The organism is Nocardioides sp. JQ2195 (genome assembly GCF_012272695.1).
Classification (GTDB): domain Bacteria; phylum Actinomycetota; class Actinomycetes; order Propionibacteriales; family Nocardioidaceae; genus Nocardioides.
In genome coordinates, this window is sequence record NZ_CP050902.1 from 3,284,026 (window position 1) to 3,296,534 (window position 12,509).

Here is a 12,509-nt window from a genome sequence, read left to right on the forward strand (position 1 = left end):
GAGAGACGGAACGGCCTACGGCGCCGACGACCGGAAGACCACGTCGACGAAGTAGTTCGTGGCGTTGAACGAGCTCGTCGGGAAGCCTCCGCTGGCCCCGTAGGTGAAGCGTCCGTTGTTGCCGCCCGGTGCGAACAACGGCCCGGAGGTCAGGTTGTCGTAGAAGAACCTCGGCGTGCCGGAGTAGTGCCCGTTGGGCGCGAAGTAGGACACCACGTAGGTCTGCCCTGCGGTCAGGGCGAGCGGGGTCGACAGCTGGGCTGTCTGCCACCCGGACGACGACTCGTTCGTGAAGGTCACCGTGGCCAGACGGGTCCCGGTCGCGGACCAGATCGAGCCCGTGTGGGTGCCGGTGTTGCCGGATCCCTTGAAGAACTTGATCGCGGTCACCGTGCCGTCGACGGACGGGGTGAACGCCGTGCCGAGCTCCACCGCGTCCTTGTCGTTGATCGACGTCTTGCTGGGAGTGAGCCCGGTGAACAACGACGTGTAGGTCGACGGGGCACTGGCCTCCGTGCGGAACGTCCAGGTCTGGGTCGCCAGCACGGCGCCGTCCGTCGACACCACCCCGGAGACGGTGACCGTGATGTCAGCCCCGGCCGGGAGGTTCGACGTCGGTGTGAAGGTGAGCTTCGTCTGGTCGGCGGACAGCGACGCGGTGCCCGCGATCGTCGTCGTGCCCTGCTTCACGCTCATCGACCACCCCGGCGCCACCGGCGCCGAGAGCGTGATGGAGGGCGTCACCGTGCGCGCCACGTCAACAGCACCCGCGACCGGGGTGCGCGAGGCCACGGCGATGGTCGCCGGTGCGGCCTCGAACACGACGTCGACGAAGTAGTTGGAGCTGCCCCACGAGAAGGTCGGGAACCCACCCCCGTCTCCGTAGAGGTAGCGACCGTTGTTGCCGCTCGGCGACGTCAGGTCGCCCGAGGTCCACGGGTTGTTGAAGAAGCCCGACGTGTAGGAGTAGTGCCCTTGGGGCGCCAGGTAGGAGACGACGTACGACGTGCCCGCGGTGACCGAGAGCGGCTGCGTGAGGTTGGCGGTCTGCCATCCCGAGGGCGACTCCCCGACGAAGGTGACCGTGGCCAGGCGGTCGCCCGACATCGACCACACGGATCCGGTGTGGGTGCCGTTGTTCCCGGTGCCCTTGAAGAACCTGATCGCGGTGATCTTGCCGTCCTTCGACGGAGTCACCACCGTGCCGAGCTCGACCGGCGATCCCTCGTCCGCGGCCGCCACCTCCGGCAGGAGGTCGCTGAAGAGCGACTGGCTGTTGGCGGCGTCGGCACCCCTGGTCTCGAAGCTCCAGGTCTGTTGCGGCAGGGTGACGCCTTCGGTCGAGGTGACCCCGGCCAGGGTGACCGTGATCGTCGACGACGCCGGCAGCAGGGCGCCCGGGGTGAAGGTCAGCTGGGTGCCGCCACTGCCCAGGGATGTCGTGCCGGCGATCGTGGTGCTGCCGCTCTTGACGGTCATCGTGGCGCCGGAGGTGATGGCGGAGGAGAACCAGACCCTGATCGGCGTGCCGCGCGCCACCGAGGTGGCTCCCGGTGCCGGGTCCTGCGCGGTGACCGCGAGCGTGGGTGCGACCTTCTCGAAGACCACGTCGACCAGATAGCTGGTCGAGGAGCTCGCGTCCGGGAAGCCGGTTCCGTAGGTGTAGGCGCCGGCGCTGGAGGTCACGCTCAGGGGCGGCCGCGACAGGTTCGCGTTCGCGAAGGCGTTCGGCGTCGCGGAGTACCTGCCGACCGTGGTGCGGTAGGAAGCGACGTAGGTGGAGCCCTTGGTGACCGGGACCGGCTGGGCGAAGGTGAGCGTCTGCCAACCCGTCGTCGACTCGTCGGTGAAGGTCCCCTGGGCGAGCACCTGGCCGGTGCTGCTCCACAGCGTGCCGGTGTGGGTCCCGGTGTTGTTCAGCCCCTTGTAGAACCGGACCCCGGTGATGGTGCCGTTGACGTCAGGCGAGACCTTCACGCCCAGGGTCACCGCTGCCTTGTCCACGTCCTCGAGCAGGGTCGGCACGGTGGAGTCGTCGAAGAGGGAGCAGGGGCAGACCCCGGGAGCGTTCGGCGGCCGCGCCGTCGTGAACGACCAGGTCCTGCCGGTGCTCACCTGGTTGCCCAGGGTGTCAGTGGCCGACACCGTGCTGGTGAACTTCACGAACCCGGCGAGCGGCTGGGACGGCGTGAAGGTCACCGTGCGGGTGGTGGCGTCGTACGCCGTGCTGCCGGCCACCGCGACCCCGTTGGCGTCCTTGACGACGATGCCGACGCTGCTGGCGACGACGGGCTTCGACAGACGGGCGCTGACCGTCGTGTCGAGGGCGACACTGGACGAGCCCGCCAGCGGCCACTGGTTGGTCGCGATCAGGGGTGACTCGTCGGTGGAGGTGAACGAGACGTCCACGAAGTAGTTCGCGTTCTGGTAGCTCTGGCTGGGGAACTGGCCAGCGTTGCCGTAGACCCCCGCCGGCGTGGCACCGAAGCCACCGTCCACCATCAACGGGCCCGCGTCCGTCGGCGACGACGAGAACGCCCAGGGCTGCACCGCGTAGTGACCGTTGGGGACGGTGTAGGAGACCACGTAGGTCTGCCCCGCCGTCACGGGCACCGGTGTCCCGAAGGTGACGCTCTGCCAACCGGTGGCCGACTCGTTGCTGAAGGTCGCGCTGGCCAGCAGCTCCGCACTGCTGCTCCACAGGGACCCGACGTGGGTGCCGGTGTTGCCGCTGCCCTTGTAGAACCTGACCCCGCTGACGAAGCCCGACGAGGTCGGCGTGAAGCGCAGGCCCAGCTCGGCGGAGGACGCGTCGTCGGACGCCGGGACGGCCGGCACCGTGGCCCCGAACACGCTGCACGGGCACGCGACGTTGAAGGACCGGTCGGTCGGGGCGCCGATGTTCCCGCTGTCGTCGATGGCGCGGACGCGCAGGGGTGACGTGCCGTTCCCGTGCTGGATGAACGTGTAGCTCCAGGCGGTCGTCCCGGTGGCCGGGTGCCAGGTGGAGCCGCCATCGGTCGAGGCCTCCACGCCGGCGACCCTGCCGCCGGTGTCAGCGGCCGTGCCCGTCACGGTGATCCTGCTGCCGTTCTGCTGGGACGCCCCGGCCGCCGGCGAGGAGATGACGACCGTGGGGCCGGCGGTGTCGGTGGACTTCGTCGCAGCGGTCAGCCCGGAGGCCAACGTGAAGGGCTGGGCGCCCATGTCGGCGAGCAGGTTCACCTGGGCCTGCCGCATGCGGGCGTCGGCCGGCTCGGGCGCGAACGGGCTGTCGTGCTCCCCGTCGAGGCCCCAGGTCCACTGCACCGTGCCCGCCCCGAAGACCAGCGCACCACTGGGTGCCCGGTACATCGTGAGGTGGTGGGTGGTGGAGCCGGGCGCGACGTTGTTGCCGAAGTCGAGGAGGTACTCGGGAACGTCGCCGGTGGTCGTGGACAGCCGGATCAGCCCGGCTGGACGCTCACCGTTGTCGAGGTCCTCGTCGGACTCGTAGCCGACCGTGTGCGGGGCCAGCGTTGCCGTCGTACCGGCGGCGAGGTTGGCCACGGACGTGTTGCGCCAGAGCCGGAGCTTGCCCTGCTCGGCGGGCACCTTGAGCGCCAGGTCGGAGTAGTTGACCATGTAGGCGGTGCCGGTCAGGCCGTTCTCGGTCATCCCACCGCCCTTGCTGCGCGGCGCGTACCGCGGATCGCGCCACGTGCCGGTCCACTCGTCCGACGGGTCGATCTTCGCGTTGGACCAGGTCTCCTTGTAGGACACCAGGGTCCGGTACGGCGTGTGGCTGGAGTCCGCGGACGACTCGTAGCGGGTCTTCCAGTAGACCTCGTTCCCACTGAGGAACTGCAGGTTCACCCCGGCGTCGCGCGCTGCCTCGACGTTCGCGCGTTGTGCCTTGCTCCAGTACTCGTCGTGGCCCACGGAGAGGAACACCTTGTGGTTCTTCAGCAGGGCACCGGCTCGGTCGGTGTCGACACCGGCGATGTAGCTGACGTCGTAGCCGTTCTGCTCGAGGAAGCGGACCAACGGGTACTCGTTGGAGAAGAAGAAGTCACGCCCGCCGACACCGTTGCGGGTCATCACCGGCCGGTTGTAGCTGATCTTGTAGGCCCGGCCGTTGTCCGCGCCCTGGTAGAAGTCCGAGCCGCCGTAGGTGTTGTAGGCCTGCCACGTCGGGTCGGAGGTCTGGAAGACCACGTCGGAGTGGCTGGAGTCGTCGCGGACGATGAACGTGATGTGGCTCGAGTCGTTGCGGTCCGACCGGTGCAGCTTGGCGACGTAGACCCCCGAGACCGCCGTCGACGGCACGTTCCACGAGGCCGAGACGGCCCAGTTGCCGCAGTCGTAGAGCTCCGTGGTGGCGTCGCTGATGCACTGGGGCTGGCGCTGCGGGAGCGTCGCCGACGGGGAGACCGTGGCGACCTGGCGCGCGCCGTCGCCCCCGTAGTAGCCGATGCGGTAGATGGTGATCGAGTAGTTCGAGGCGTCGGTGTCGATCTTGAAGTCGATCCGGCTCCCGACGTTGACACTGATGTCGGTGGCGAAGCCCTGGATCGACTCGTCCCCGGCACCGTCGATGTCCCAGACGCTCGGGTCGGTGCCGGGCTTGCTGTTCTCACAGGCGATCTTGTTCCCACCGACGGCGCACGGGTCGCCGGCTGCGGCGATCGCCGACACCGGGACGGAGGCGAGCATCACGCCGGTCAGCAACGCGGCCACCACGGCCACCGAGGTCGTCATCGACGCCAGGCGCAGCCGCCAGCTGCGGCCCTGCCGTCCGGGTGCTCTCGTCAGCCCATTCATGTCGGCTCTTCCCGTCAGGTGAGGTCGTCCCACGCCACTCCCCACAGAGCACCGACCTCGACACATTCGACGCTAGGTGTGAGGGCGGTCCGGGGCCTGCCCAACATTGATGAAATGCACCTGCCGCGGCCGGAGCGGATCCGGTTCGCGTGTGCGATGGATCCATGGAGCCCCAGGTCACCACGCCCGTCGCCGGGTCCGCCGACGTCGACGACCGCGCCACGATCGGTGCCGGCACCCGGGTCTGGCACCTGGCCCAGGTCCGCGAGAACGCCGTGATCGGGCAGGACTGCATCATCGGCCGTGGCGCCTACATCGGTCCGGGCGTGCGCGTCGGCGACCGGTGCAAGATCCAGAACCATGCGCTGGTCTATGAGCCGGCCGTCCTCGAGGACGGTGCCTTCGTCGGCCCGGCGGTGGTCTTCACGAACGACTACTTCCCCCGGGCGGTGACCCCCGACGGCCGGCTGAAGAGCGCCGACGACTGGGTCCCGGCCGGGGTGACCGTGCGTGCCGGGGCCAGCCTCGGGGCCCGTGCCGTGTGCGTGGCTCCGGTGACGATCGGCCGGTGGGCGATGGTGGCGGCCGGCGCCGTGGTCACCCGTGACGTGCCCGACTTCGCCCTCGTCGCCGGCGTACCGGCTCGTCGGGTGCGGTGGGTGGGGCACGCCGGCGTACCCCTGGAGGACGTCGGCGCGGGACGGTTCCGGTGCCCTGCCACGGGCCGGGAGTACGTCGAGGCGCACGGCGTCCTGGCTCCCGCGACGGAGTGAGCATGTCGATCGCCCTGATGGACTCCACCACGGAGCAACCCGCTCCGAGGCGTCGCAACGACGTGAAGGCACTCGGCGGGATGCTGGTCTGCCTGGTCGTGCTCTTCGGCATCAGCACGGCCGCGATCGGGACCGTCCTGGGGCTCGGCGGCAAGCTGGCCCTGCCGGTCCAGCGGATCGACGGCGTGTTCGCCGGTCTGGAGGACCGGCCGTCGCGACCCGCGACCGGAGATGCCGCGGAGGCCGTGAACATCCTGCTGATGGGGGTCGACCGCCGCTCCGACGTCGCCACCACGGGCGACGACGCGCAGGCGCCCGAGTGGATCGCCGGCGCCCAGCGCACCGACACGCTGATGCTCCTCCACATCGACGGCGACCGTCGGGGCGCGTCGATCATCTCGCTGCCCCGCGACTCATGGGTGCAGGTCCCCGGCCACGGGCACGCCAAGATCAACGCCGCCTTCTCCCTGGCCGGACCGTCCCTGGCGGTGGAGACCATCGAGAACCTGACCAACGTGCGCATCGACCACCTCGCCGTCATCGACTGGGAGGGGTTCCGCCAGATGACCGACGAGGTGGGCGGGGTGGTCGTCGAGGTCCCCGAGACCGTGCACGACTCCGCGCGCGACATCACCTGGACCGCCGGGACCCACGTGCTCAACGGCCAGCAGGCGCTCGACTACGTCGGGCAGCGCTATGGACTGCCCGGCGGGGACCTCGACCGGGTCCGGCGCCAGCAGGCGTTCCTCCGCGCGGTCCTCCAGGCCAACCTGCACACGGCCATGCGCTCGGACCCCTTCATGCTCCACCACTTCCTCAGGACACTCGCCCGACACGCCTCCATCGACGCCGAGTGGTCCACGATCGACATGGGCAGGCTCGCCGTGTCGTTGCGCAACCTGCGGTCCGCCGACATCCACTACTTCACGGCGCCGGTCAGCGGCCTGGGCCGTGAGGGCGCCCAGAGCGTGGTCCACCTCGACCACGAGGCGGGCGCGGAGCTGTGGCAGGCCGTGCGCAACGACCGGGTCGACGACTGGGCGGCCGCGCACCCCGACGCCGAGGCGGCCGACGTCGTGGACTAGGGCTTGGCGGCCCTGGGCCGTGCGCCTCCGCGCGAGCTCTCGTCCCTCTGCCAGGTGGTGAAGTCCCCGCTGCGCACGGCCGCACGTGCCCGCCACCGCGCCACCAGGGTCACGGCCACGAAGAAGGGCATCCGCATCGCCAACGACGGCTGCCTCCTGATCATCCGCAGCAGCGTCCGCGGTGTGGTGACCGCGTCCCGGCGACGTACGCCGTCCGCGTCTGCCTGCGCGTTCCCGGTCACCACCCGCACCCGGCGCCGCAGCAGCGCGCGCATCGTGCGGGCCGGATGGACGACCACGGTGGCCGCCTCGACGACGCGTCGTTCGGACGGGTGGAAGACCTCGGAGATCACCAGGTCGTCGCTCATCATCGGTGGCAACGCGGAGACCCGCCGCTGACCCTCGTCGCTCAGCGCGACGACGCCACGGCCGAACAGTCCGGCGCGCACCTGCGGGAGCTGCTCCCACACGTCGTAGTACCAGCGCACCGGTCGCGTGCAGCCGTCGCGCGGCTGGATCCGCTGCGGGGCAGCCGCCAGCACGCCGTCGTCCAGCGCTGCGACCAGCAGCCGCAACGCTGCGCCGGTGAGCTCGACATCGGCGTCCACGTGCACGCGCGGGAAGACACGCGTGGCGGCGTTGCCGACCCGGACCGCCGCGGTCTTGGACGGTTCAGGGACCTCGATGACCCGGGCCAGCGGATCCGCGCGTCGAGCCGCCTCGGCGGTGTCGTCGGTGCATCCGTTGCAGACCACCACGACGTCGAGCTCCGCTGCTCCACCCACACCGCTGCGCAGCGCCACCAAGGTGCGCTCGATGGTCGCGGACTCGTTGTTTGCGGGGATGACGACACTGGCCAACACGGGCCCATCGTCACGCGCTCGCGACCACCGTGCCGACGGATCGGCCCGGCTATCCCCAGATTCGGTGACCGGTCAGGAGTTGAAGCGCGACTGCGTCTTGGCCAGGCCCTCCGAGACCAGCATCTCGATCGCGTCAGCCGCATCGCTGATCTGGAAGGGCAGCTCCTTCTTCTCGGTGCGTGAGTAGTCGGAGAGCACGAACTCGGCGACCGGCTGCCGACCCGGCGGACGGCCGATGCCGGCCCGGACCCGGAAGAAGTCGCCGGTGCCCAACGACGACCGCATCGAGCGCAGCCCGTTGTGCCCGTTGTCACCGCCACCGAGCTTGATCCGCAGCGTGCCGAAGCCGATGTCGAGCTCGTCGTGGATCGCGATGATCCGCTCCGGCGGCACCTTGTAGAACTTCGCGATCGTTGAGACCGGTCCCCCGGACTCGTTCATGTAGCCCTTCCCACGCATGAGCACGACACGAGGCCCCGGCGTACCCGGTGGCGTGAGCCGGCCTTCGACGACCGCCGACCGGCCACTCTTGTGGGCCCGCCAGGGCGAGCCCATCCGGTCGGCCAGCTCGTCGGCGACCATGTAGCCGATGTTGTGTCGGTGCCCGGAATAGGAAGGACCGGGATTCCCCAGCCCGACCACGAGCCACAGGTCCTGTGGTTCGGTCATGGCAGAAGTATCCCGGTCCTTCCCGGTGAAGCGTGAGAGGGCTCGGCGCAGCGCCTCGCCCATGCGGATCACTCCTCGGTCTTGTCCTCGGCGGTCTCCTCGCCGACCTCGGGCACCTCGGCCTCGTCCTTCTCGATGCCGGCCTCGGCCTCGGCCTCTTCGAGCTCGGCCTCGATCTCCTCGGTGGTGGGAGCGTCGGTGATGTTGACGATGAGCAGCTCCTCGTCGGAGAGCAGCGTGGTGCCCTCGGGCAGCTGGACCTGGTTGGCCAGGATCTGGGTGCCGGACTCGAGGCCCTCGACGGAGATCTCGAAGTACTCGGGGATGTGGGTGGCCTCGGCCTCGACCTGGATGGTGGCGTTCTCGGTGACGACCAGCGTCTCCTTGGCGGCCTCGCCGACCAGGTGGATGACGACGTCGACGGTGACCTTCTCGCCCTTGCGGACGGCCACGAAGTCGATGTGCTCGATCAGGCGACGGATCGGGTCGACCTGGACCTGCTTGGTCAGGGCGAGCTGGGTCTGGCCGTCGATGTTGAGCTCGAGCAGCGCGTTGGCGCCACCGTGGCGCAGCGCCATCGTGGTCGCGTGGGTCGGCAGCTTGACGTGGATCGGGTCGTTGCCGTGGCCGTAGATGACGGCAGGGATCTGGTTGTCGCGACGAATGCGACGGGCCGCACCCTTGCCGAACTCGGTGCGGGTCTCTGCGGCGATCTTCTCGGTGGCCATGTCTTCTCCTGATGCGTTCTTCGTGGGTCTCGGGGCTGCAGCGCGCCGGAACGAAGAACGCCGCGACTTCCGGATCGGAAGCGCGGCGCAGTGCATCTCAGCCGGCCTCGTCGATCACGGAGTCACTGCGCGTGCAGCGCTCCCTCGCCTGGGCAACCAGAGGAGTCTAACGTCAACTCCGCCCCGCAGCGAATCCCCGCCTCGCCCGCCGCCCGCCGCCCGCCGTAGCACGCTGCCGCCGCCCCGCCGCTACGCCGCCAGCCGCCGGCCTCCGGGCCGCACGCCGCCAAGCCGCCGTGCTGCACGGCGCCGGTCATTTGAGCAGGAAGTTCAGGCTCGATGGCTGGGATCCGAGCGGTGGCCGCTCTTGGAGGCGGCGAACTTCCTGTCGAAATGACCGGCAAGAGCGCCGCCAGCCGCCTCGCCGCACCGTCGCCCGCCGAACTGCCGCCTCGCCGTACGCCGCCAGGCCCCCTGCCGCGCCCCGTCGTACGCCGTGCTGCACGGCGCCACGCCGCCAGGCCGCGGCTGCCAGCCGTCGCCTCGCCGCCAGCCGCCAGGCCACCTCCTGCCCCGCCGTACGCCGCCAGGCCACCTGCTGCCCCGACTCTCGCCGTGCCGCACGCCGCCAAGCCGCCGCCTCGCCGTACGCCGCCAGCCGTCGCCTCGCCGCCAACCGCTAGGCCACCTCCTGCCCCGCCGTACGCCGCCAGGCCACCTGCTGCCCCGACTCACGCCGTGCCGCACGCCGCCAAGCCGCCAAGCCGCCGCCAAGCCGCCGTACGCCGTGCCGCACGGCGCCGGTCATTTGAGCAGGAAGTTCAGGCTCGACGCCTGGGATCCGAGCGGTGGCCGCTCTTGGAGTCGGCGAACTTCCTGTCGAAATGACCGGCAAGAACGCCGCATGCGGGTGCGCGGAAGGGCTACGCGTGACCGTCGAACATGGAGGTGACCGAGCCGTCCTCGAAGACGGCGCGGATCGCGCTGCCCAGGAGCGGCGCGATCGACAGCACGGTCAGCTTGTCGAACTTCTGCTCGTCGGTGAGCGGCAACGTGTCGGTGACGATCACCTCGGTGGCCGACGAGTTCTTCAGCCGGTCGACGGCCGGGCCCGAGAGGATCGGGTGGGTCGCGGCGATGATCACGCCCGCGGCACCCTCCTCCATGAGCGCCTCGGCTGCCTTCACGATGGTGCCGCCGGTGTCGATGATGTCGTCGGTGAGCACGCAGTAGCGGCCCTTGACCTCACCGATCACGCGGTTGGCGACGGTCTCGTTCGGGCGGTCGGTGCGGCGGGTCTTGTGGATGAACGCCAGCGGAACGCCACCGAGGCGGGCCGACCAACGCTCGGCGACCTTGATCCGGCCGGCGTCGGGCGAGACCACCGCGAGGGGCTGGTCGCCGTACTTCTCCTTGACGTAGTCGGCCAGGATCGGCAGCGCCATGAGGTGGTCCACCGGGCCGTCGAAGAAGCCCTGGAGCTGGTCGGCGTGCAGGTCGACGGTGATCAGGCGGTCGGCACCGGCGGTCTTGAAGAGGTCGGCGATCAGGCGCGCCGAGATCGGCTCGCGACCGCGGTGCTTCTTGTCCTGGCGGCTGTAGCCGTAGAACGGCATCACCACGGTGATCCGCTTGGCCGAGGCACGCTTCAGCGCGTCGACCATGATCAGGTGCTCCATGATCCACTCGTTGATCGGAGCCGTGTGGCTCTGGATCACGAAGGCGTCGCAACCACGCACGGACTCCTCGTAGCGGACGTAGATCTCGGAGTTGGCGAACTCGTACGCCGACGTCGGGACCAGACCGGTGCCGAGGTTCTCGGCGACCTCCTTGGCGAGCTCCGGGTGAGCCCTTCCGCTGAAGACCATCAAGTTCTTCTCGGTGGTCCGCTTCATTCCGCTCACGCCCGGTGCTCCTCAAGCTCGACTGGTGGTGCGCCGTTCCTGATTCTGCCCCCAGAATTCACCTGCCGCCAATCAGGGTCAGTCCTCGGATGGCCCCTGCTCCCCACGGATGGCGGCGCGACGCTCGTTCCACCGCTCAAGGATGCGCTGTGGACCGGCCGAGACCGCCAGCGAACCGTCAGGAACATCACGTCGGACGGTGGTGCCGCCACCGGTCGATGCGTCGTCGCCGATCTCGATCGGGGCGACGAAGGTGTTGTTCGCCCCGGTCTTGGTGCGGTTGCCGATCTTGGTGCGGTGCTTGTTGGTGCCGTCGTAGTTCGCGAAGATCGTCCCGGCACCGATGTTGGAGTCCTCGCCGATCTCGGCGTCCCCGACGTACGTCAGGTGCGGCACCTTCGAGCCGTTGCCGATCTGGGCGTTCTTCGTCTCCACGAACGCACCGATCTTGCCGCGGGCGCCCAGGTTGGTGCCGGGCCGCAGGTAGGAGAACGGGCCGACGTTCGCCTCGTCGCCGATCACCGCGAGCTCGCCGTGGGTGCGGACGACGCGGGCGGCGCGGCCGACCTCACAGTCCTTCAGCGTGGAGTCGGGCCCGACCACCGCGTCCTCGGCGATGACGGTGGCGCCGAGGAGCTGAACGCCGGGCAGGATCGTGACGTCCGGGTTGAGCACGACGTCGGCGTCGATCCACGTGGTCTCGGGGTCCATCACGGTGACGCCGTCCTTCATCCACTGCGTGACGATGCGACGGTTCAGCTCACGACCGAGTGCGGCGAGCTGGGCGCGGTCGTTGGCGCCCTCGGTCTGGCTGACGTCGTCGATCGCGTAGGCGCCGACGGTCAGGCCGGAGTCGCGGGCGATGCCGACGGTGTCCGTGAGGTAGAACTCGCCGTTGGCGTTGTCGTTGCCGATCTTGGTCAACGCCTCGTTGAGGAACGCGGCGTCGAAGGCGAGGATGCCGGAGTTGATCTCGCCGATGTCCCGCTGCAGCGGCGTGGCGTCCTTCTCCTCGACGATCGCCTCGACGTCACCCTCCTTGTTGCGCACGATGCGCCCGTAGCCGTGCGGGTCGGGCACGACGCCGGACAGGATGCTCACGGCACGCTCGGCAGCCTCGTGCTCCTCGGCGAAGGCGCGCAGGCTGTCACCCTGCAGCAACGGCGTGTCGCCGGTGACCACGACGACCGTGCCCTCGACCCGGCCCTCGATCGACTCCAGTGCCACGCGTACGGCGTGCCCGGTGCCGTCCTGCGTCTCCTGGACGGCGAGGATCGCCTCGGGCATGTGCTCGTGGATGTGGGGTCCGACCTGCTCCCGCTGGGTGCCGATGACCGCGATCACCTGCGTCGGCTCCATCGCTCGTACGGCGGTGAGCACGTGCCCGATCATGCTGCGTCCGCCAACCTCGTGCAGCACCTTCATCGTCTTGGACTTCATCCGGGTGCCGCCACCGGCAGCAAGGACGACGACGGTCAGGTTGTTCGGCACAGCAGCTCCTCCGTGGGTTGGCGCCCGCCGGGGTGGCCGGGCGCGACCTCAGAGTTTGCCACGCCAAGCAGCTGCTCGGGGCGTTGTGGGGAGTTCCCCGGTGTCCCTCGAGCAGTCCTTGGGTGGGCATCTGCTGCCCGTGACTCCGGGAAGGGGATCACGGTGGGACATCATGGTGCGGCGGTCGCCAGTG

Annotated in this window: 8 protein-coding genes; 2 read left to right on the forward strand and 6 right to left on the reverse strand. The window is 69.7% G+C overall.

Features of this window, described 5'->3' with window-relative positions:
- Positions 1–15: 15 nt before the first annotated feature.
- A complete protein-coding gene (locus tag ncot_RS15655) occupies positions 16–4,740 on the reverse strand; it encodes a DUF4082 domain-containing protein (RefSeq protein ID WP_168619404.1) in 4,725 nt (1,574 codons plus the stop codon).
- A gap of 227 nt (positions 4,741–4,967) precedes the next feature.
- On the opposite strand from ncot_RS15655, the gene ncot_RS15660 reads away from it, so the two are divergent.
- Together ncot_RS15660 and ncot_RS15665 are read left to right on the forward strand one after the other, a co-directional pair.
- Positions 4,968–5,576: an acyltransferase gene (locus ncot_RS15660; RefSeq protein ID WP_168618438.1), complete on the forward strand. Its 609-nt coding sequence runs from the start codon at positions 4,968–4,970 to the stop codon at positions 5,574–5,576.
- A gap of 2 nt (positions 5,577–5,578) precedes the next feature.
- A complete protein-coding gene (locus ncot_RS15665; protein WP_168618439.1) occupies positions 5,579–6,661 on the forward strand; it encodes an LCP family protein in 1,083 nt (360 codons plus the stop codon).
- On the opposite strand, the gene ncot_RS15670 is transcribed toward ncot_RS15665, so the two are convergent.
- From ncot_RS15670 to glmU, 5 genes are all read right to left on the reverse strand, one after another.
- Positions 6,658–7,524, reverse strand: coding sequence for a glycosyltransferase (locus tag ncot_RS15670; protein ID WP_206065013.1), 867 nt, complete (start codon positions 7,522–7,524; stop codon positions 6,658–6,660). The two genes, ncot_RS15665 and ncot_RS15670, sit on opposite strands and share 4 nt — an antisense overlap.
- Before the next feature lie 72 nt (positions 7,525–7,596).
- On the reverse strand, positions 7,597–8,193 hold the full coding sequence (gene pth, locus ncot_RS15675; RefSeq protein ID WP_168618440.1) for an aminoacyl-tRNA hydrolase: 597 nt from the start codon (positions 8,191–8,193) through the stop codon (positions 7,597–7,599).
- A gap of 68 nt (positions 8,194–8,261) precedes the next feature.
- Positions 8,262–8,921: a 50S ribosomal protein L25/general stress protein Ctc gene (locus ncot_RS15680; RefSeq protein ID WP_168618441.1), complete on the reverse strand. Its 660-nt coding sequence runs from the start codon at positions 8,919–8,921 to the stop codon at positions 8,262–8,264.
- Between the two features lie 923 nt (positions 8,922–9,844).
- Positions 9,845–10,816 carry a ribose-phosphate diphosphokinase gene (locus ncot_RS15685; RefSeq protein WP_168619406.1) on the reverse strand — a complete coding sequence of 324 codons (972 nt, stop codon included), beginning with the start codon at positions 10,814–10,816 and terminating at the stop codon, positions 9,845–9,847.
- A gap of 87 nt (positions 10,817–10,903) precedes the next feature.
- On the reverse strand, positions 10,904–12,316 hold the full coding sequence (glmU, locus tag ncot_RS15690) for a bifunctional UDP-N-acetylglucosamine diphosphorylase/glucosamine-1-phosphate N-acetyltransferase GlmU (RefSeq protein ID WP_240937934.1): 1,413 nt from the start codon (positions 12,314–12,316) through the stop codon (positions 10,904–10,906).
- Positions 12,317–12,509 lie beyond the last annotated feature (193 nt).